The sequence below is a fragment of the Moorena sp. SIO1G6 genome, from assembly GCF_010672795.1.
GTDB classification, from domain to species: domain Bacteria; phylum Cyanobacteriota; class Cyanobacteriia; order Cyanobacteriales; family Coleofasciculaceae; genus Moorena; species Moorena producens.
Map to the genome: position 1 here is coordinate 93,877 of NZ_JAAHFZ010000018.1, position 19,475 is coordinate 113,351.

The 19,475-nt window shown below is 42.6% G+C and carries 22 protein-coding genes and 1 pseudogene; 12 read left to right on the plus strand and 11 right to left on the minus strand.

Features of this window, described 5'->3' with window-relative positions; translation table 11 throughout:
• The first annotated feature begins 43 nt into the window (after positions 1–43).
• The 3 genes from F6K63_RS18735 (at position 44) to F6K63_RS18745 (ending at position 2,626) form a co-directional block, all read left to right on the plus strand.
• Complete coding sequence (locus tag F6K63_RS18735; protein WP_009149548.1) at positions 44–541, plus strand: SET domain-containing protein-lysine N-methyltransferase; 498 nt, start codon at positions 44–46, stop codon at positions 539–541.
• Between the two features lie 68 nt (positions 542–609).
• Positions 610–1,338 carry a class I SAM-dependent DNA methyltransferase gene (locus F6K63_RS18740; RefSeq protein WP_009149547.1) on the plus strand — a complete coding sequence of 243 codons (729 nt, stop codon included), beginning with the start codon at positions 610–612 and terminating at the stop codon, positions 1,336–1,338.
• Positions 1,339–1,402: 64 nt separating this feature from the next.
• The gene (locus F6K63_RS18745; protein ID WP_287312876.1) at positions 1,403–2,626 is read left to right on the plus strand and encodes a diaminopimelate decarboxylase family protein; all 1,224 of its coding nucleotides are present in this window, start codon (positions 1,403–1,405) and stop codon (positions 2,624–2,626) included.
• A gap of 155 nt (positions 2,627–2,781) precedes the next feature.
• Here the strand turns inward: F6K63_RS18745 and F6K63_RS18750 are convergent, their stop codons facing one another.
• The 6 genes and pseudogenes from F6K63_RS18750 to F6K63_RS18775 all read right to left on the minus strand — a co-directional run bounded on the left by F6K63_RS18750 (position 2,782) and on the right by F6K63_RS18775 (position 9,368).
• On the minus strand, positions 2,782–3,537 hold the full coding sequence (locus F6K63_RS18750) for a thioesterase II family protein (RefSeq protein ID WP_287312877.1): 756 nt from the start codon (positions 3,535–3,537) through the stop codon (positions 2,782–2,784).
• A gap of 299 nt (positions 3,538–3,836) precedes the next feature.
• Positions 3,837–5,270, minus strand: a complete 1,434-nt coding sequence (locus F6K63_RS18755; protein ID WP_287312878.1) for an AGE family epimerase/isomerase — start codon at positions 5,268–5,270, stop codon at positions 3,837–3,839.
• Positions 5,271–5,403: 133 nt separating this feature from the next.
• A complete protein-coding gene (locus tag F6K63_RS18760) occupies positions 5,404–6,933 on the minus strand; it encodes an AGE family epimerase/isomerase (RefSeq protein WP_287312879.1) in 1,530 nt (509 codons plus the stop codon).
• Between the two features lie 87 nt (positions 6,934–7,020).
• Positions 7,021–7,287: pseudogene (locus tag F6K63_RS18765) on the minus strand (ISKra4 family transposase); the annotation flags it as partial.
• Positions 7,288–7,456: 169 nt separating this feature from the next.
• Positions 7,457–8,803, minus strand: coding sequence for an alkaline phosphatase PhoX (locus F6K63_RS18770; protein WP_044494492.1), 1,347 nt, complete (start codon positions 8,801–8,803; stop codon positions 7,457–7,459).
• A gap of 25 nt (positions 8,804–8,828) precedes the next feature.
• Positions 8,829–9,368, minus strand: a complete 540-nt coding sequence (locus F6K63_RS18775; RefSeq protein ID WP_009149535.1) for a pentapeptide repeat-containing protein — start codon at positions 9,366–9,368, stop codon at positions 8,829–8,831.
• A 339-nt stretch (positions 9,369–9,707) separates the two neighbouring features.
• Here F6K63_RS18775 and F6K63_RS18780 point away from each other — a divergent pair, with 339 nt between their 5' ends.
• Complete coding sequence (locus F6K63_RS18780; RefSeq protein WP_287312880.1) at positions 9,708–11,273, plus strand: SagB/ThcOx family dehydrogenase; 1,566 nt, start codon at positions 9,708–9,710, stop codon at positions 11,271–11,273.
• Here F6K63_RS18780 and F6K63_RS18785 read toward each other — a convergent pair.
• The gene (locus tag F6K63_RS18785) at positions 11,257–11,553 is read right to left on the minus strand and encodes a hypothetical protein (RefSeq protein ID WP_287312881.1); all 297 of its coding nucleotides are present in this window, start codon (positions 11,551–11,553) and stop codon (positions 11,257–11,259) included. The genes F6K63_RS18780 and F6K63_RS18785 overlap by 17 nt on opposite strands.
• An 8-nt stretch (positions 11,554–11,561) precedes the next feature.
• Here F6K63_RS18785 and F6K63_RS18790 point away from each other — a divergent pair, with 8 nt between their 5' ends.
• The 5 genes from F6K63_RS18790 to F6K63_RS18805 all read left to right on the plus strand — a co-directional run bounded on the left by F6K63_RS18790 (position 11,562) and on the right by F6K63_RS18805 (position 14,378).
• Positions 11,562–11,732 (plus strand): hypothetical protein, encoded by a 171-nt coding sequence (locus F6K63_RS18790; RefSeq protein ID WP_287312882.1) that lies wholly within the window; start codon positions 11,562–11,564, stop codon positions 11,730–11,732.
• A gap of 296 nt (positions 11,733–12,028) precedes the next feature.
• Positions 12,029–12,355 carry a transposase family protein gene (locus F6K63_RS18795; RefSeq protein ID WP_287312883.1) on the plus strand — a complete coding sequence of 109 codons (327 nt, stop codon included), beginning with the start codon at positions 12,029–12,031 and terminating at the stop codon, positions 12,353–12,355.
• 66 nt (positions 12,356–12,421) lie between these two features.
• Positions 12,422–12,592, plus strand: a complete 171-nt coding sequence (locus F6K63_RS18800; protein ID WP_287312884.1) for a hypothetical protein — start codon at positions 12,422–12,424, stop codon at positions 12,590–12,592.
• Between the two features lie 23 nt (positions 12,593–12,615).
• Entirely contained in the window at positions 12,616–12,966 is a 351-nt protein-coding gene (locus F6K63_RS37310; protein ID WP_353813051.1) for an ISAs1 family transposase, read from the plus strand.
• Positions 12,967–13,655: 689 nt separating this feature from the next.
• Positions 13,656–14,378: a pentapeptide repeat-containing protein gene (locus F6K63_RS18805; protein WP_287312885.1), complete on the plus strand. Its 723-nt coding sequence runs from the start codon at positions 13,656–13,658 to the stop codon at positions 14,376–14,378.
• Here the strand turns inward: F6K63_RS18805 and F6K63_RS18810 are convergent.
• Entirely contained in the window at positions 14,326–14,514 is a 189-nt protein-coding gene (locus F6K63_RS18810) for a hypothetical protein (protein ID WP_287312886.1), read from the minus strand. The two genes, F6K63_RS18805 and F6K63_RS18810, sit on opposite strands and share 53 nt — an antisense overlap.
• A 311-nt stretch (positions 14,515–14,825) precedes the next feature.
• On the opposite strand from F6K63_RS18810, the gene F6K63_RS18815 reads away from it, so the two are divergent.
• The 3 genes from F6K63_RS18815 to F6K63_RS18825 all read left to right on the plus strand — a co-directional run bounded on the left by F6K63_RS18815 (position 14,826) and on the right by F6K63_RS18825 (position 17,427).
• Positions 14,826–16,709, plus strand: coding sequence for an alpha/beta hydrolase (locus F6K63_RS18815; protein WP_287312887.1), 1,884 nt, complete (start codon positions 14,826–14,828; stop codon positions 16,707–16,709).
• A gap of 193 nt (positions 16,710–16,902) precedes the next feature.
• Entirely contained in the window at positions 16,903–17,052 is a 150-nt protein-coding gene (locus F6K63_RS18820; RefSeq protein ID WP_287312888.1) for a hypothetical protein, read from the plus strand.
• 123 nt (positions 17,053–17,175) lie between these two features.
• Positions 17,176–17,427, plus strand: coding sequence for a hypothetical protein (locus F6K63_RS18825; RefSeq protein WP_287312889.1), 252 nt, complete (start codon positions 17,176–17,178; stop codon positions 17,425–17,427).
• Between the two features lie 321 nt (positions 17,428–17,748).
• Here F6K63_RS18825 and F6K63_RS18830 read toward each other — a convergent pair whose 3' ends face one another.
• From F6K63_RS18830 to F6K63_RS18840, 3 genes are all read right to left on the minus strand, one after another.
• Entirely contained in the window at positions 17,749–18,222 is a 474-nt protein-coding gene (locus tag F6K63_RS18830) for a hypothetical protein (RefSeq protein ID WP_008178324.1), read from the minus strand.
• A 154-nt stretch (positions 18,223–18,376) separates the two neighbouring features.
• Positions 18,377–19,012: a precorrin-8X methylmutase gene (locus F6K63_RS18835; RefSeq protein ID WP_008178322.1), complete on the minus strand. Its 636-nt coding sequence runs from the start codon at positions 19,010–19,012 to the stop codon at positions 18,377–18,379.
• 68 nt (positions 19,013–19,080) lie between these two features.
• Positions 19,081–19,284 (minus strand): hypothetical protein, encoded by a 204-nt coding sequence (locus F6K63_RS18840; protein ID WP_287312890.1) that lies wholly within the window; start codon positions 19,282–19,284, stop codon positions 19,081–19,083.
• Positions 19,285–19,475: the final 191 nt, after the last annotated feature.

The window sequence follows — 19,475 nt, forward strand, 5'->3', positions numbered from 1 at the left end:
GAGCGGGAATACTGCATCCAAATAATTTGGATCAGGTACTTATATGGATGAATTTGGTAAAAACTATATCGCTGAAAAACCCCTAAAAGTTGCATCATGGGCCGAGCTCCGGGAGTGTCCGACAACTGGAAGCAAATCCCTACACACCACCGTCGAGTTTATGCCCGGACAGGTAATCTCTAAATTTGGCGTAAAAAAGAGCCTAGAGCAGCCCAATTATTTAAGCCTTCAAATTGGGGAACGCCAACATATTATGCTCCACCCAGAGTTTTTGCATTATCTCAATCATAGCTGCGCTCCCAATGTATTTTTCGCTGTGAGCGATCGCGTTCTGAGAGCCATGACTAAAATTGAAATTGGGGAGGAACTGACTTTCTTCTATCCATCTACGGAATGGTCGATGGATAGAGGATTTGATTGTATTTGTCAAAGCAAAGATTGCTTGGGTACTATTCGAGGTGCCGCCTACTTACCCTTAGATATTTTAACAAAATACAAACTCGCGCAGCATATACAGCAGCGCTTGGCTAAACGACATTGATGTCCTAAAATTGGCTTGATAAACAGTTTAAATCAACAGTCTCAAATAAAATTAGGAGAGCTACCACTATGAATAAATACGATAACATTGCCGAGTATTATGACGCCACTATGAAAAGTGGGTATTACGACTATCCGAAAGAAGCTCAGTCCCTGGACTCTATCCTCAAAGGTCGGAAAAAACTTCTCGAAATAGGGGTGGGAACGGGATTGCTTGCAGAAAAACTGCTCGAATTAGATCCCAGCTATGAGATAACTGGCATAGATTTTACTCCTGCTATGTTAGAACGGAGTAAAGCTCGTTTGGGAAATCGGGCAAAGGTAGTAGAAGGTAATGTGTTATCAATGGATCTGCAAGAATCTTTTGATGGGATATATTCCCATGGGGGTCCAGCCGGTGTTAGTCGGGTTGGTAACGATTACCACTTATACAGTTTTCTGCCCAATTTTGAGGACACCGTTAAAATGTTAGACAATATTGCCCGCCATTTACTTGACGGAGGCTTGTTTGTACTTAACATTCAAGCAGAAGAAATTGATGCAGATGGCGAGCAAGAGATTGGCAACGGCATTGTTTACGCTCAGCAAAAGCATCTCGATTTCCTAGAGAATAAAGAAATGTACTTTTGGGAAACAGACTATCGTTTCAAAAAAGAAGGTGAGATAGTTGCTAGCGATCGCCATAAATTCTTAATGGTGTACGGCCAACTTCTAGAAGATACCATGAAGGCGGCAGGGTTTAAGTTAAAAGAGGCGACTCCCGACGATTTATATATGGTTTACCAAAAAGTGATGTAAAAAAAGGTTCGAGTTAGACGCAACAAGAAAAACTTATTCAAAACAATTAAGATTTGGCAGTAGCATGATCTCAAAAGACAATAACAACTCAGAAATAAAAGATGGATGGCGAGATGATGTAACTGAATTTAGAAATTGGATGACAATTATTCCAACTATTCCTGAGACATTGTTCAAGATTGCCAGTGATATTCCCACCCCGGCACTTGTGTACGACCTAGATGCCATCACTGACACTGTAACGGCTTTACGAAACGACCTCAGACAAATTCAGAATAGTGAGCTTTGTTTGGCTGTTAAAGCAAACCGCTGCCAATCTGTGTTGCGTCATATGGCTAAACTTGGCCTAGGAGCAGACATTACCACCATACAAGAGCTAGATGCTGCCATGGCAGCAGGGCTGTGGCCAATCTACTCTACAGCACCAGGCTTCTCAGTTGCCGACCTTAAGCGTTTGGCAACTGAGGGTGTTATTCCAGATTTGTGCAGTCTGTCTCAGTTGCGTGTCTGGTGTGAAAGCGTTAACCGAGACAAAAGAGTTGGACTTCGACTTCGCCTTCCTTTTCACGAAGATGCTAAGGCTAAGAATGCAGTAACCCGATGGAGTAGATTTGGAGTTGATCCCACAGATTCCGGTCTACACAGCCTAATACAAACCCATGAGCTTGAGGTCGTCCATCTTCATGTTCATGAAGGTGAAACTTTTTCAGAAGCAGATCTACATCAGACACTTGATTTGCTAGTATCTTGCTTGGAAATCTTTCCTAAAGTTGAAGTGCTCAATCTCGGCGGTGGTTGGGCTTACCTGTTCCATCTGCAAAAACCTGAAGCACAACGGGTTTGGGATTTAGTAAATAAAACCATTACTCGTATCAACAACCAGCGCCAGCAACCAGTGCGGCTTGTGATTGAGCCAGGAATGCTATTAACTATGATGGCGGGCTACCTGGTTGCGGAGGTCAAAGCAGCAGACGATCATCCCTCTGGGAATCGCATTGTTGTTTTGGATACCTCTGCTTGGAACTTGATGTTCTGGGCACCACGTCCAGCAGTTGCTCAGATCCCTTTCCGAGAAGGACCTATGTTCGTCCATGACCTCGCAGGTTGTACTTGTTATGAGACAGATTATTTTTGTCTTAACGAAAAGATGGCAAGAATAGAGGTTGGTGACCGCGTGATCTTGAATGCATCGGGTGCCTACACCAGCAGTGTGGCGCGGAGTCTGCATGGACTACCAATACCGAAAGAGTTTGTCATTCGGGACAACCGTCTATGCCTGGTTGAGTGATCAAATTGGGTGAACAAAAAAAAAGTGTCTCGAATTAGTAGACCTGTGATGAAAATAGAAGCTCAAACCTCGAAGCAGGGAATAAAAAAGCTTATCAAACGCTTTTGCTCCCCGCTCCCTCACCAGACCGGGTTTTCAAGGAAAGACCCAAGGAATCACACTGGTGCGATCGCAAACTTTGTGATTAGCTCCAAAAGCTGATTACACTCCTTCTTATTATTAAGAAAGAAGTGGTCACCAGGAAACATGTGTATCGTGAAAGTGCTACTGGTTTGGTCACGCCAGGCAGCAAGCTCATCACTGTTGGCGTCGGTATCCTGCAAACCTCCGAAAACAGATATCGGACAATTAAGTGGGGGTTCGCTAGTGTAGGTATAGGTTTCGTTCATCCCGAAATCCGCTCGCAGGATCGGTAGAAACAGCTTCATTAGCTCCTGGTTTGCTAGCACAGCCTCTGGTGTGCCATTATATTGACGCAATTCTTCGATCAACTCAGACTTGGGCAAGTTATGAAGGGGAAGTTTTCGGGCAGGTACTTGAGGAGCGCGGCGACCGGAAATGAACAAGTGTCGAGGACTCGGGGCTTCCTCGCGCCGGAGTTGACGGGCTAATTCAAAACTGATTATTGTTCCGAGACTGTGACCAAAAAAGGCAAAGGGGATATCGAGATAGGGCAGTAAACCTGGTGTTAGGGTTTCAATCAGGGGCAATACGCCAGTAACCAGGGGTTCCCGCAGTCGCTTGCCCCGTCCAGGCAGTTCCACTGGGCAGACTTCGATATGGGGTGCCAATTGCTCCGGCCAAGTGCGAAAGCTCGAAGCAGCACCACCAGCATAAGGAAAGCAAAATAGGCGCAGGCGGGCTTTAGGATTTGGTTTTGGGCGAGTGATCCAAGAGTTGGTAGTAGTCATTGGTTATTTTGAAGGGAACAGGGAGTAGGGAGTAGGGAGTAGGGAACGAAATTATCACAATTCCTACACGGATCCCTATCTTTGGAAAGTAATCAATAGACTTCGCCGCAGAAGTTGGGAAATCGATCACTTTTGTAATACAGCATAATAGGCTTAGTTGTTATTTCACCAAGCCCATAAATAGTTTACAATAAAATCCGAGTTATATTAATATCATGTGCGGATAATTAGTGATAAAAAACCTTCTCCCTTGAAACCTTACTCCTTTCTTCTGCCCTCTGCCTTCTGTTCAGAAAACCCTATTTAATACCAGTAAAACTTACTATCACCCGATTCAAATCGGATAGTGAAGGCAGATTACTATCAGTTATTGATGGCATTGGCGACCTATTGATGTCAACAATCTCACCTGTATAGTAGTAAGGTTTAATATTCTCTTTTTCTTTGCCTTTCTTGCGAGCAAAGTATAGTTTCACTTTTTCTCCTTGGTTTGCCTGAGAAGTAATATAGCCAACTAGGGCGTGTTCATGGGAGTGAAATCCATTTTTCCAGTGGTATTGTTTAGGTAATTGCTTTTCTAAAGTCGGCCAAGTCAGTAAGTTCCATACTCCATGATTAGTATGATCTACCATATTTTTCAACCACCAATTAACAGTTGATTTTAAATATTTGTCAACGTAGGATGAGTCTTCCAAGCTAAGTGTTCCTGCCATTTGATCTAATTCAGCATAGACCCACCATTTTTTGTCAAGGTCACGAACACCCTTATCATTCTCATCAAAACTAATACCTCTACCCCAAAGCCCTGATTCTACATCATAAGCTTCCTCTAGCATACGAGATGCACCTATTTGGGCAAAGTCAATAAATCTTTGATTATTGAAAAGTTTACCAGTTAAGTAAATCATCCAAAAGGCTTTCATGGAATGACCATAATCTGTCGGCAGTTTTCCCTCTCCTATATTGTTAATCTCCATCCAGAATGTATTATATTCAGGGCTATAAAATTCGTTGATTATACTACTTGATAAATTTAACAAATCTTGTTTCCATTCTGATTGATAAGGTTCTGGTAAGATTGGCGCGAGAATAAGCATGTAGGTATAGATCTGATCCAATTGGGACAGCAAATGTTTTTTCTGTTTAAGCCAATTGTTAGTAACATTTTCATTCTTAACTTGCTTGGGAACCCACATCATCATCTCTAGTTTTGGATCATAATAGGTCTCAAAGATAAAGTTCTTTAGTTGAATAATTTCTGGTAATAGTTCTTGATCTTGAGTTAGATAGTAATAAAAAGCCATTCCCTGTAAAGCATAGGCTAGTTCCTGACTAGTACGCTTTAAAACAGAAGGACCAGATTGGCGACTTTCTCTTTTCAAGTAACTAAATGCACCACCATTTTCTCGATCAAGTCCATAGTTACGAATCCAATCTATTCCAGCTTTTGCTAAACTAAGAAACTTTGGGTTTCCACTTAAATGATAGGCTACGCAGTATGTGTAAACTTGACGAGACTGAGAGACAATATAGTTTTTATCTAAGTTGTTGGTAATATAACCATAATTGTCTCCTAATTTAGTAAAAGCTGAACAGGGTTTAGATGGATTGACTAGATCACCATTGTCGCAGCGAAAACTAGGAAAATTACCCACAGGTTTACCGTAAGCAGTTTCCATCAACCACCAAGGATTGAGGTCTTCTTCTAAATGCTGTAACCATTGTTGACCCATCGTTATTTCTGTATTTTGTTGTGCTAATATTGGTTTAAATACGGTATAAAAGCAACAAAGTATCAAGATAATTAGGCTAGTGATTAGACTAAATGCAAATTTGTTTTTACGAAACTTTTTAAGCATTTTCTTTCTAGTTAATCTCCGTAAAAGTAACTTCTATTTTATTCATTTCAGGTATGGATTGTAGCGGTTTTTTATTGATTTTTTCAATCTTTCCTGTATTATAGTAAGGTCTAATTCCTTTTTTTTCTTTTCCTTCCTTACGGGCAAAGTATAGTTTCACTTTTTCTCCTTGAGTTGCTTGAGTAGTAATATAGCCCACTAAAGCATGTTCGTAACTGTGAAAACCATTTTTCCATTTCCATTGTTTAAAACCTTTCTTTTCTAAAGTTGGCCAAATTACTTTATGCCAGATTCCATGATTAGTATGATCTACCATATTCTTAAACCACCAATTAACTGTTGATTTTAAATATTTGTCAACGTAGGATGAGTTTTCTAAACTCAGAGTTCCTGCTACTTGATCCAATTCAGCATAGATCCACCAACTTTTATTAAGGTCTTTAATTAATTTTTTATTTTTATCAGCATACAATCGTGAATACCATGTTCCTGATTCAGAATCATAGGCTTCTTTGAATAACTTATCAGCACTAGTTCTCGCAAAAGTAATAAATCTTTCATTGTTAACTAATTTACCAGTTAGGTAGATCATCCACAAAGTTTTTATTGAATGTCCATAATCAGTTTTGCCAGTTAATATTTTTTTATCTTCTGCATTGTCAATATAATACCAAAAATTATTATATTCAGGACTGTAAAACTGGTTCATTAAGATCCGCGAGATGTGAACCAAATCTTTTTTCCACTGCGACTGGTAAGGTTCAGGTAATATCGGTGCGAGAAGCATTAGATAGGTGTTCATTTGATCTAATTCATACACTATTCCTTTCCTTTGTTTTTTGGATTCCTGGTTTTGAGGGTTTTTAGGTAATTGAAGTATTATGTCTTGTTCTGAATCATAGTAATTTTCAAAGATAAAGTCTTTTAACTTAATAATATCTGGCAATACTTCTTCATCTTGAGTTAGATAGTAATAAAAAGCCATCCCCTGTAAAGCATAGGCTAGTTCTTGACTATTACGCTCTGAAACAGAAGAAAGAGGAGTAAGATTATCTTCAGAAAATACAGTAAATACACCACCATTTTCTCGATCAAATCCATATTTGCGAATCCAATCTAATCCAGATTTTGCTAAACTTAAAAATTTAGGATTTCCAGTCAATTGATAAGCAACTCCGTAGGTGTAAATTTGACGAGAATGAGCAACTATGTGCTTTTTATTAAAGTAATTTTTAATCCAATTGTCTTCATCTTCTAAATCCTTAAAAATTGGGCATGGTTGAGACAAATCAAGTAGCTCCCCATTGTCACATCGCAAGCTAGGAAAATTACCTACAGGTTTACCAAAAGCAGTTTCCATTAACCACCAAGGATTGAGGTCTTCTTCTACATGCTGTAACCATCTTTCACCGGTTAGGGTTTGTATTTTTTGTTCGAGTAATATAGGTTGGCTAATGGTTGGTGACAAGCCAACTATCAAGGTAATTACTAAAGTAGTAATAAGTACATATAAATAAAATCGATATTTTTTCATCATCTGTAAATAAAGGGTTTTAGCAATTTTAGTAACCCAGAACTTCAATTAATTTTTTTTTTTTATTCCCGTCATTGTCCATAAATCTTAATCAGCTATCTTATCGGATTCACTTGCCAAAATCAGCAGAGCATTTTTTTTAAAGTTTTGGACTCAATCTACTATCAGGTTTGCACTCAAAATAATCGGCCTGTTTATCGCTTATTTCTACCTCTGTTAATCTCGTTTTTATTCTTCAATATCTGCCAATTTAAAGTTGACTAACTTCTGACAAAAAAAATGAGCTATCTCTGGTGAAAGTTATCCTTGGAGATAGTCTCTTAGGGTCGTTTCTATATTCTCCGGCTCACGTCTATTTTGGGATCACCTCGTTTCACAGCCGCTATTGCTTTTCTGCGTAGGTCATAACTTAAGGAAGCAGGCATCGGTGTTCCTCGCTACTCGTCATCTATAAGTCCTAACATAGATTCGTAGCACTATATTCTTTATTTTGTCAAGTTCTATGACTTTACAACCGCTTTAGACTCTAAACCCAAGGGCCCTGAATTGCAAATGTGATACCAGGCTCTTGAATGTTCACGAACATGATCCGACCATTGGGTGAGAAGCAAGCACCAGCAAACTCACTGCTGTTGAGGGCATTCCGTGCCAACTGGTAAAGCTCACCTTTAGGATTGACCCCAACCAGGAATTGGTCACCACCACCATCTTCACAGAGGATGAGATCCCCAGAAGGACTCATGGTCACATTATCTGGGTGTTCTAGTAAGCTGCGGTCATGGGACTCAACAAACAGTTCAATGGTGCCACCCTCTTGGGGATTGCTACCAGGAACATAGCGCCAGACTTGACCAGCTCCATTCGCCCATCCAGTGTTTGGATTTAACGAACCACCACTAGTACAGGTAAAGTAAACCTCATTATTACCGTACCATGCCCCTTCTCCCCTGGTAAATTGGGTTGCTCCCTTACCAAAACCTTCAACCCGCACAGTATCTTCTTCCGGGTCTACATCCTCAATCCGAACCCATTCTACTGCCATGGGCTGACCGACAGGGAAGTTTTCAACCGTGATTTTTTGAAATGTTCCCTGGATCTTCAATGCCTCCAGTAGACCCCCTGCTTTTAAGTTGCCTGGTTGCTTGGGAATAAAGCGATAAAACAGACCATCCATCCTGTCTTCAGTCTGATAAACAATCCCAGTATTGGGATCTACTGCAACGGCTTCATGGTTAAAACGACCCATGGCCACTAGAGGCTCAGCTTGAACCACTTCACCGGTAATGGGCACTTCAAAGTTATAGCCGTGCTTCATCGAAACACTTCTGGGGTCATCTGCCGGATAAGTGGTGGGAGTAACGGTGCTTTCTTCACAACTAATCCATGAACCCCAAGGGGTTGGTCCGCCACTACAGTTTCGTTCAGTACCAGCGAGGGAAGTGTACTGTTTGACCAGTTGACCATTGGCTGCCACTACTAGTGTTGTCGTGCCTCCCAAACACATGGGGTCATACTTGATATACTCTACTGCTACCAATCCATGTTTATCCAATTGATGGGGGCTAAGTTCATGATTGCGCACCAGGACAGTATTGCCTCCCGGTGCAGGAAAAGCCGCCATGCCATCGGGTCTACCAGGCACCAAATTGCTATCACTCATGGTGTCACCTGTGCGGGATAAAATTTTATAGCTAAATCCGGCTGCCAGGTCTAATAATTGATTAGGGTCTGGCTGAAGGGACCCAAAGCCTTTACCTCGAAATGATTTACCAAGAGCCTTCTTGGCAAAAACCTCTTTCAAGGGGGATGCTAGAATTGCACCAGCGGTGCTAGCACTGGCTAAGGCAAAGAAGTGACGTCGTGATAAAGTCATTGGTGGATAACGGATAGGTGTTTGATCACTCAGAGCCATCAGCTCTATGCCCATCAGGATAAATCGTCGAACTATCCAAGTAGGCATCACAAAGATCGACGTTCTCGGCTCGAAATAAGTTGCAACCCCTCAACTGAGCCTTAGTAAGGATAGCTCTTTTCAGGTTAGCATTACTCAAATTGGCATGGCTGAGATTGGCATGGCTCAGGTCAGTGTCCCTCAAATCTGCTGCTTGGAGATTAGCACCAGCTAGATTTGCGCCCTGTAAATTGGCACGACGTAGATTTGCTCTGAACAGATTGGCATTCTGAAGATCCGCCCCAGAGAGATTGGTCTGGTAGAGCTGGGCATCACTTAACTGAACTGCTTGAAGTTGAGCTTGCTGCAACTTGGCTTGACTTAGATTAGAGTAGGGCAGGTAAGTCTTTTTAAGATTGCTGCTAGTCAGGTCAATTGCTTGTATATCTGCTTCAAACAGGTCAGCTTCACTGATATCTACTCCACTAAAGTCTCGTCTACCCCTAGCGTATTGTTCAAGTAACTCGGCTCCACCAATCTTTTTCATTGCGCTATAAATAGGTCAGCTTTTGCCGCCCAATACCAATTTATAAAATAATGTCAATGCGTATTTATGCTTATTTATTTTATAAAGGTATAACTTTGTAGCGCATTACACACTTAATTATAATTCTTTTTTAATATTTGTGAACATTTGCTACGTAAAAATAAAAATACTTGACAAAATAATTTTATTTTAATAAAATTATTTAATAAAATTTTTTCGAAATTTTTCTTAGGTAGGGAGCAGGGACTTCGGACTTCGGAGCAGGGAACAGGGAATAGGGAACAGGGCAAAAATCCTGTCAAGATAAAAAGCAAAGCTTCCTGTTCTGTTGCAACTAACATGTCACAACTGCCAGTATCCATCGCTCAGCACTACCACGAGCGCACCAAATATGCTCCAGAAACTATATCAGCCAAAAATAAGGGCTTAGACTGGGAGAAGCAGCCGATACCTTTTAAAGACTACAAAGTTGGGACTAACTTTGACCTAAAACCATACTTCTCACAAGACCGGGAGCAGTTTACCTCTGAACCGAGTAAAAGTTGGTGGCGGCTATCCCAGTTACTACTGTGTAGTTATGGTTTGACAGCTAGGGTGGAGACCATGGGAGCACCACTTTATCTGAGGGCAGCTCCCTCTGCTGGTGGCTTATACCCAGCTGAAGTTTATTTGATTTCCCGTGGTACTCCCCTATTACCACCAGGACTATACAACTATCAGTGTCTTACCCATTCTCTGGTTCATTTTTGGGAGAGTGAGGTTTGGAATGCACTGCAAGAGGCTTGCTTCTGGCACCCAGTTTTGGAGAGTACGGAACTGGCTATTGTAACTACAGCGGTATTTTATCGCTCAGCCTGGCGCTATGAAGACCGGGCATACCGCAGAATTTTCCTCGACACTGGTCATCTGCTCGGTAACATTGAGTTAGCTGGCGCTCTGAGTGATTACCGACCTCACCTCATTGGTGGGTTTGCTGATCAAAAAGTTAATGAACTGCTTTATCTAGACCTGGAACAAGAAGGAGCGATCGCAGTAATCCCCCTGGCCGATCAGCTCAAAGTTCAACAAAACTTGCCCATCGCCCCAACTGTGTTGCCATCTCCTACTGAGGTTAATTACCCAGAGATTCCCGATGGAGAATTATTGGGTTATTTGCACCGCGCTACGGAAATTAAAGACGGTGGTGATTGGAAAGCTAAGGGTAATACTTTAAAGAGTACAGACATTGACCAGCAGTTAGAAGACAAGTACAATTTTCCGTTTTGTGATAAAGTTTCAACGGCTACAAACCCCATAGATTGGGGGGAGTTAACCAGCTCAGGTAATGCTCCGAAAGCATTTTTAGATACTATTCTAAAACGACGCTCTACCCGAGCTTATAGTGCAGCTAATTTGACCTTGGAGGAGCTAAAAGCTCTTCTGGATTTTACATACCAACCTCAGCATTATATTGAACAGGGGTTAGATGGAACACCCGATTATTTTGATTTAAGTTTAATCGAAACATTTATAGCAGTATCTGGGGTTAATGACTTAGAAGAAGGCTGCTATTATTACGCCCCTAAGGCTCAAGAATTGCGGCAAATTCGCTTTAAAAACTTCCGGAAAGAATTACATTTTTTGTGTTTAGGGCAAGATTTGGGTCGAGATGCCAGAGCAGTAGTGTTCCACACCGCAGACTTACAAAAAGCAGTGGCTAGATTAGGCGATCGCGCTTACCGTTACCTGCACATGGATGCTGGTCATCTAGGACAGCGGCTGAATTTAGCAGCGATTTACCTGGGTTTAGGAGTAAGTGGTATTGGTGGCTTCTTTGATGACCAGGTCAATGACGTTTTGGGTATCCCTGTTGATGAAGCGGTTGTTTATATTACGACTTTGGGGCGTCCTAGAACACGGTTTTGAGGTTTCTTTCGGTAGTAGGGAGTCGGGAATCGGGAATCGGGAATCGGGAATCGGGAGATGGGGAGAATTTTTGTGTTGTATAAATGGGGGATGATTTTAATTGTGTAGAATGGGCATCTTGCCCGTTCCTCTTTGGTGGAATGGGCATCTTGGTGGAATGGGCATCTTGCCCGTTATTGGCTTTTAGTAGAATGGGCATCTTGCCCGTTATCAATATTTTCGCGCTTATTCCCGATTCCCCACTCCCGTTTTTAAACAGAAAACCCCAACTAGGTGCCACTGGGGTAATTGCTCTACCGCTGGGGTTTCTCTTACGGAATCACATTTGTCAAAAAAGTCTCATCAAAGGAAGTGGTCGGTGCCAGTGGCGTGGTAACGGAAGACCCCGAATTAGCGAGGGTTTCCGGTCAATTAAGCCGTGCCAATCGACCGCCCATCACTGATAAAAAAAACTTTTGACATAAGGTCGATGTTTTGCTATGCTAGCGGTGAAATTCACGTATGCCAGCGCACCAATGTGTTGAGGGTCGGACCGCATGACTCAAAGCCAGCGCAGACAGAGCCGAGAGCCGCCTAAATTTCCAAATCCTCAATTTGATTCTTTCTATCTGTTTAAGTGCCACCGCCAAAGTAATACCTCCCATTATTTTTCTTGACATTTCTTGATTTAGCTCTAAGACAGGGCTATTTCATTCTAACCTATAAACAAGATATGGTATAATCTAGCGCAAATTTCGTCTAATCCATTTACTCCTGTGTCTCAAATCGCAATTATAGAAGCCTTTGCAGAGCTCGAAGACCCTCGTCGTCGTGCTGGACAGCGTCATGCCCTGCCACTGTGCCTAGCACTATTTACCGTGGGCTACGCCGCTGGTAATCAAGGATTTTTAGCAATTGGAGATTGGATTTCAAGTTACCGCGAGCAGTTGATTGATCTTTTCAAACCTCCTAAAAACAGGCTACCCTCTTACAGTACTGTCCGTCGTGCTTTACTACATATAAATTATGAGCAGTATTCCCTGTGCCTGTCTAAGTTCTTTAACGTACAACCAGTTCCTGGAGAAACCATTGGTAAGATCTGAAAAGTCCTCAAACGTTCCTATCAAATTGAAAATGATAATATTAATTCAGCTTCTCACCCAGCCATAATGTTGGTTAGTGCTTACATTGTGGAACGGGGCTTGATTTTAGAACCGTTTGAAGTTGATGCCAAAACCAACGAAATTAAAGCTCTACCAGAATTAATCCAGAAACTGGCTCTCAAGGGAGTTGTTTTTGCTTTTGATGCTATTAATACCAAAAAAAAACTTGTGAGTTAATTATCAAAAGTGGTAATGATTATATTGCTTCCTTAAAAGGTAACCAGCCCAGTCTCTTTAAGGAGGTAAAAACTAACTTTACACCAGAAGTTACTGATCTACAAATCAATAAAGGACATGGTCGCATCGAAAAGCGTCATGTAAGTATTTGTAAAAATCTTGATTCTATCCGTCCTTGGCCCGGACTTACTACTTTGATTCAAGTTAAATCAGAACGTCAAGTATTTACCCATCATGTCATTGAAGTTACTACTGAAACTCGTTATTATATTTCTTCATTGAGTTTAACAGCCCAAGAATTTGCTGAACGTATCCGTGGATATTGGGGTGTTGAGAATAAAGTCCACTATGGAGCGAGATGTTACTCAAGGTGAAGATAAATCCAGAATTCGCACTAACCCTCTGCCTAAATTTTTCACCATAGCTCGCAATTTTACACTCAATTTATACCGTGACCAAATGTTTACAAACATGGCACAAGCTCAACGACTTTGTTCTTTTGGTCTAGACACGCTTAAGCAACTTTTTAGAATGAAATAGCCCTGCTTTTTACGGGAATCCGGAATTGGGAAATCGGTAGACTATCTAGCCTTGAAACAATAGTTGCACCCAAGCCGTAATAGCTTGGGTGTGGCTTTTTACATGCCAAGACATTTTATATAGCGCTATGGCCAAGTCAGAAGTCACAAGTCAGAAGTCACAAGTTTACTACAACAGGTTTTCAGCTTTTAGCAATGTCCTAACTTTAATGAGTAGTGCTATATAGCCCGCAAAAGCTGTTTTAGTAAACTATTTTTTTATTATAATGAGGTACATATATTTTTTTGCATGTTCCCTCTTCTATATTTACTATTCCCTAAAACCAGAAATTCTGTACCTCACAAAATAAAAATACGCTATATTGCCTATTGCTAGCATGCCTATTGCCTAGGACGTAGCGCTATATACAAGAACGGCAGCTAGTTGGGAAAAATCTTAACAAAAATGTAAACTTTGTTTTCGCTATGTTACATTAAATTTAATACTTTCTTAAGCATTGTTACCTAGAGGATCAATCAACTACATGGCGGAACCTACCCATCTGGCTGAGCTTGAGCAGGGTCTAAAACTCTGGAATCAATGGAGAGACAATCATCCCAAACTGATCCCTGACCTGATGGAGGTAGACCTGAGTGGGCAAAACCTCAATGGTTTCAATCTCTTTCAAGCGGAGCTAATGGGAGCTAACTTGAGTGGGTCATTGCTGATTTATACTGACCTGACTGAGGCTTGTGTAGTTGGGGCAATTTTTGATCAAGCTATTCTTCGTCACGCATACTTGAATAAAGCCAAGCTTACCCGTACATCCTTCCAAAGAGCAGACCTGACTATGACATCTTTGGAAGACGCTAATCTAATTAGGGTTAACTTTTCTCTGGCAGACCTTGAGGGAGCTAATCTGTTTAGAACTAACCTGATTGCTGTGAATTTCACCAAAGCCAATCTGAGTAGGGTCAACTTCACTGAAGCGGTGATGACTGGGGCTAATCTCAATGAAGCTCAACTGATTGGTAGTAATTTTGATAAAGCTAATTTAACAGGAGCAGATCTGGTGAAGGCGAATCTGAAAGGGGCTAACCTTAGTCAAGCTAATCTTAGTTATACCAACCTCAGAGAAGCTAACCTTAGTGAAACCAACCTCAGAAAAGCGAATCTTACCGGAGCTGATTTAACTCATGCCAACCTTCACGGGGCTAATCTGATTGAAGCGGAACTTGATGGGGTGATATTAAATACGAGTATTTAGTTATTTGGGAAAGGGAGTAGGGAGTAGGGAGTAGGGAGTAGGGAGTAGGGAGTAGGGAATCGGGAGTCGGGAGTCGGGAGTCGGGAGTGGGGAATCGGGAAGAAATAGGTGTGTCTACTTCATTAATAGTAAGCATTCAGTAGTCAGCAGTCAGCGGTCAGGAGTCAGCGGTCAGCGGTCAGCCTTTGCCTGAGCGCTGATAGCACCTAAAGTAGCACCTAAAGTAGCCCATAGGCTGATAGCTGATGGCTGATAGCTGATAGCTGATAGCGGATAACTGATAGCTAATAGCTGAGAACTGATACGCGACACGCTAATAGCTAATAGCTGATAGCTTACCCTTTAGTGCAGAAGTGCTGCAGAAAAAATATTTCGATGGGCTTGTCGAGTCTTGATTAAGTCGGCTTTGATCGAAATATCCGCACTCACATTCTGCATACATCGCTAATGATCAATTTTCAGCTGCCATGGTCTGATCGCCGCCATACCTCTGAATCTTCTGTGAAGAAAAAACACTGTAATGGTTCAATAGGTCAATTTAAAAAAATCAGACAGGGTGCTTTAGGTAGTCTCTTTGTGACTCTGTTTTGGGCAATGACTGCACCAGTTTTTGCCGCTGAGTATCTCACTCTACGCTTGGGGCCATTTGAGCAATCTGTCCCTATCACTGAATTAGAAACGTTTGCTGAGACAGGGGAATTATCACCAGCACTGCAACCCTATCGAGATATCCTCACGCCACAGATCCGGAAGATTTTGACCAATAGCCTCAAACTCAACCCTAAGACCACAGAAACCTTTATCAATGACCTTCTTCTCTCCAGGGATGGGGCACGGTTGTTGGACAGACTAGGGTTAGCACTCCCCGATAGTAGTTTAGAGCAATTAAAAGCTGCTCTGTTGTTAGGAGCAAGGCAAGTTAATGGTTTAAGTGTGCTGAGTTTCTTACGGGCTTATCCAGGAGAAAAGATCACTTTGGATGCTTCCTCTGCTGTTGGGATTGCCCTACAACTTAATGCCTCCTATTGGCAGAGTTTAGCAGTTGGTCCGATCTTAGAGCAAGATTTGGCTGTTGCAGACGCTGCCACCTTTCGCCCTAAATTTGACCCTGCTACTTCCGGTCCCCAATTGGTTAAACAGCGTAAACTAAGACTCAGAGACCGACAACGGCAACGTACTATTATTGTAGATCTATACTGGGCTGAGGATACCACTGGACCAATGGTAGTTCTCTCCCACGGATTTGCTGCAGACCGCAAATTTCTGAGATATTTAGCACGCCATCTAGCCTCCCATGGCCTTACTGTAGCTTCCCTAGAGCATCCTGGCAGCAACTTTACCAGGATTAACAGTTTGTCAGCACCTGGTAAACTTGGGGATTTGTTACCTCCGGGGGAGTTTATTGACCGTCCCAAAGATGTCAGCTTTCTCCTGGATGAGTTGGCTGACATCAACGATAGATATTCTACCATGCTTGGTAAACTGAATACTCAACAAGTTACAATTATTGGTCATTCCTTGGGGGGCTACACGGCTTTAGCGTTGGCTGGGGGAAAACTCAATTTAGAGGAACTGCGACGGTTTTGTAAAAATCGCTCTCCTGTGGGCAGATCCCCAGCAGATTGGTTCCAATGTGCAGCGGCTGATTTACCAGAAGACGAGGTTAATCTTACTGATCAGCGAGTGGTGCAAGCGATCGCTTTGAATAGTGTAACCGGGCGTTTGTTTGGTACTAAGGGTTTGCGTCAAGTTACTGTACCAACCTTAATGTTAACGGGCACAGAGGATGCCATTACACCAGCTCTAGACCATCAGTTACGGTCTTTTAATCAGTTGGGGGGTTCTAAGTATTTGATTAGTGCCATTGGTGGCACTCACCTCAGTGTGACTGACCCGAAGAATCTTAACGATGCGATCGCTAGAAGTACGTTAGTCAAAGAAGTGGTTGGAGACGATGCCCATAGCCTGCGGCAACTGGTCAAAGGTGTAAGTTTAGCCTTTATTAAGCAGCTAACTCCAGAAGCTCAACGCTATGAACCATTTTTAACCCCAGCCTACGCTCAATCTCTTTCGAGTCCAAAAATTTCCTTGCGTCTTAGTACAAAATTACCTGCTACCATGGCGACTTGGTTTCAAGTTCTATCCGTGGGAAATCAGCAGGTTGCTATCAATTTTAATGAAGTTAATTCTGGGTCGATCAGCTCAATTCAATTCTATTTTTATCCTAACACTAAAATGATGACCCCGAATAGTTTTTGCATTGGACAGCTGAATCAATTGTTCAATAAACTTATCAACAAGTACCGCGAAAAAGCAACTCGCATCAGTTAAGCTATATAGTTTTAGGGAGTCGGGAGTCGGGAGTCGGGAGTCGGGAATAGGGAATAGGGAATAGGGAATAGGGAGTGTGGGGAGATGGGGAGATGGGGAGATGGGGAGATGGGGAGATGGGGAGATGGGGAGTCAGATCAGTAGACCTCTTGCATAAGTCTCATAAACCGTGGGTGTTGACAAGGTAAAAGGCATGCATACAAAAGGGATAGATTTTGATTTCATATTTATTTTTGCAAGAGGTCTAGTTTTCCCGATTCCCGATTCCCGATTCCCTACTCCGGATTCCCGATTCCCGATTCCCGATTCCCGATTCCCGATTCCCGATTCCCGATTCCCTTAATTAATTGATAGTTGACAATTTTAAAGTTTTGTAACTTATGGCCAATATGGCAAGACTTTTTTATTAGCTATGGGGGAAGTTTATATAAACAATCAATAGAAATAAATCGGATATATGGCTATCATGGAAATCTCTGATTTAGGTTTCGTCGAGAGGTTAGAGAGTGACAGCTTTGTTTCTGACAGTAGTGATCATAAAATAACTGATGTTGTCGGTGGTACAAGTCGCAGGATTCGTTGGCCTCATAATGATCAACCGCAGCAGGAGCCTATAACCTTTGAGAGCATACCCATAGAATTACCGTTTTGTCCTCTTTTCCTCTTTCCTGATGGCACTATCGGGCATAAGTGTTTTGATACTGATGATAGTCATTAGGTAAGCATTCAGCTATTAGCTATCAGCCTGTCGCGTATCAGCTATCAGCATTAAACTATCAGCATATGCGCTACGCGCACGCTACTTGAGGTGCTTTTGAATCAAATAAGTTGTTCAGCATTTAGATTGGGATACCTAAATTCCTAAAAGGGAACTTCGGATCAGCGGATCACCGGAACAGGGAAAAACTAATTTAAATGCGCATCAGCTTAGGTAACCATTTGTTTAATAGTCACGAAAGTCACAGCGCTTGTGGCCTCTGCCACAAAGCTGAAAGCTGACCGCTGAGGGCTGACCGCTGAGGGCTGAAGTCATTAGTGATTAAACCCAGCCAACCACATCTTTGATTTGATAGATCGCTAGCTCCCGGTCAATATGTTTCTTGGCTTTAAGAATCGGACTGTTAGGATTTTTGTACCAGCGCTGGGAGCGGAAACAAAAACCATTGGCTGTTATTACCTCCCAACTATAGCGAGTGCGATCAATCAATAACCAGATTTCATAGGAGTGATAGGTCTGTCGGGGAAATTTAAGAATACCAATTTCTAGCAGAATGCTCATGCGCATCCGCGATCGCTCTATACGTTTGAGTAATTCCAGAAAACACAATGCTGCCCGTTTAGCCGCCTCATGAGTTGGGTAACGGTAGCGATCGCGGGGTTCAAATTTGAAGTCTCGACTACTAAGGCGGAAATGAAACTTGCCTGAAGCATCTTCGACATATATCACACTCCAGGGGGTTTTCGGGTACTTTACACAAAAACCTGGAGCTATTAGTTTAACCGCAGTTGCCATCCTTATCCCTTTGCTAAACCGTTGCTGACAGGATCTTAGCCAAATTTTGATCGATCACCAACAGAGGGTTGCGGTCAATGAGCTTGACCGAAGGTGATTACCGATTACCGATTACCCGTTATTCTCGATTATTCCACAATTGGGCAACGCCCTTTTAGGCGTGTGAGAAGTCAATATCATCCTGGCCATAGGCTTGCCAAGCCAAGTCTACTAAGCCATCAACAATAGCAGCAGCCACTACCGCAGAACCCTTACGACCATCAATCCGAATGTGGGGAATCAAAGAGTCCGTCAACCGAGATTTAGCCACATCCACCTCGACAAATCCCGCAGGTACCCCAATCACCAAGGCTGGTCGAATTTCCTCTGCCTCAATCAACTCCACCAATACTGTTAAAGCTGTCTGAGCTTGACCAATCACAAAAATTCCTTCTGGATAGCGTCTAGCTAAGGTTTGCATCCCCCAGGCTGCCTTAGTCTTTTCTTTTTGAGGACGAGTGAGGGTTTCCATGCTGCAATACACAGGATTAGCAAAGGTATCTTGAATGTGGGGAGTGATCCCTACTTGTACCATTGGCACATCCACTACAATTGTGCTACGAGCAGCTAGAGCTGCTGCTCCTGCTTGTAATGCCCGCTCAGAAAAATGAATCAGAGACTTATACTCAAAGTCGGCTGTGGCATAAATCACCCGCCGCACAATCTCGTATTCCGCTGGTGAAAAGACATGCTCGCCTATTTCACGGTCAATAATTGCCAGACTTTGAGCATCAGTTATATGCCATTCCATGAGGACTCTTCAGACAAACTGGTTGTGATTATTTTGACATTATTATGCTTGCTATAGGGGTTTTCATATTAGGGAACAGGGAACAGGGAACAGGGAATCGGGAATCGGGAATCGGGAATCGGGAATCGGGAATCGGGAATCGGTAACAGGCAAGAGGCAAGAGGCAAGAGGCAAGAGGCAATAGGCAATAGGCAAGAGGCAATAGGCAATAGGCAAGAGGCAATAGGCAATAGGGAAAACTGATCTGATTCCCCATCTGGCCATCTGGCCATCTCCCCGCGCCCCCGCCCCACACCTCCCACACTCCCCGCGCCCCCGCCCCACACTCCCCGCGCCCCCGCCCCACACTCCCCACACCTCCCACACTCCCGACACCTCCCACACTCCCTGCTCCCTGTAACTAAAAATTAAGAATAATTGCAATTTGATTCAGATTCTTTTATATCCCTAATCGATATGTTTA

Excerpts from the sequence above, each read along its gene's own strand:
- F6K63_RS18735 (WP_009149548.1), top strand. The coding sequence starts at position 44 with ATGGATGAATTTGGTAAAAACTATATCGCTGAAAAACCCCTAAAAGTT.
- F6K63_RS18740 (WP_009149547.1), top strand. The coding sequence starts at position 610 with ATGAATAAATACGATAACATTGCCGAGTATTATGACGCCACTATGAAA.
- F6K63_RS18745 (WP_287312876.1), top strand. The coding sequence starts at position 1,403 with ATGATCTCAAAAGACAATAACAACTCAGAAATAAAAGATGGATGGCGA.
- F6K63_RS18750 (WP_287312877.1), bottom strand. The coding sequence starts at position 3,537 with ATGACTACTACCAACTCTTGGATCACTCGCCCAAAACCAAATCCTAAA.
- F6K63_RS18755 (WP_287312878.1), bottom strand. The coding sequence starts at position 5,270 with ATGGGTCAACAATGGTTACAGCATTTAGAAGAAGACCTCAATCCTTGG.
- F6K63_RS18760 (WP_287312879.1), bottom strand. The coding sequence starts at position 6,933 with ATGATGAAAAAATATCGATTTTATTTATATGTACTTATTACTACTTTA.
- F6K63_RS18770 (WP_044494492.1), bottom strand. The coding sequence starts at position 8,803 with ATGACTTTATCACGACGTCACTTCTTTGCCTTAGCCAGTGCTAGCACC.
- F6K63_RS18775 (WP_009149535.1), bottom strand. The coding sequence starts at position 9,368 with ATGAAAAAGATTGGTGGAGCCGAGTTACTTGAACAATACGCTAGGGGT.
- F6K63_RS18780 (WP_287312880.1), top strand. The coding sequence starts at position 9,708 with ATGTCACAACTGCCAGTATCCATCGCTCAGCACTACCACGAGCGCACC.
- F6K63_RS18800 (WP_287312884.1), top strand. The coding sequence starts at position 12,422 with ATGTTGGTTAGTGCTTACATTGTGGAACGGGGCTTGATTTTAGAACCG.
- F6K63_RS18805 (WP_287312885.1), top strand. The coding sequence starts at position 13,656 with ATGGCGGAACCTACCCATCTGGCTGAGCTTGAGCAGGGTCTAAAACTC.
- F6K63_RS18810 (WP_287312886.1), bottom strand. The coding sequence starts at position 14,514 with ATGCTTACTATTAATGAAGTAGACACACCTATTTCTTCCCGATTCCCC.
- F6K63_RS18815 (WP_287312887.1), top strand. The coding sequence starts at position 14,826 with ATGATCAATTTTCAGCTGCCATGGTCTGATCGCCGCCATACCTCTGAA.
- F6K63_RS18820 (WP_287312888.1), top strand. The coding sequence starts at position 16,903 with ATGCATACAAAAGGGATAGATTTTGATTTCATATTTATTTTTGCAAGA.
- F6K63_RS18825 (WP_287312889.1), top strand. The coding sequence starts at position 17,176 with ATGGAAATCTCTGATTTAGGTTTCGTCGAGAGGTTAGAGAGTGACAGC.
- F6K63_RS18830 (WP_008178324.1), bottom strand. The coding sequence starts at position 18,222 with ATGGCAACTGCGGTTAAACTAATAGCTCCAGGTTTTTGTGTAAAGTAC.
- F6K63_RS18835 (WP_008178322.1), bottom strand. The coding sequence starts at position 19,012 with ATGGAATGGCATATAACTGATGCTCAAAGTCTGGCAATTATTGACCGT.
- F6K63_RS18840 (WP_287312890.1), bottom strand. The coding sequence starts at position 19,284 with ATGGCCAGATGGCCAGATGGGGAATCAGATCAGTTTTCCCTATTGCCT.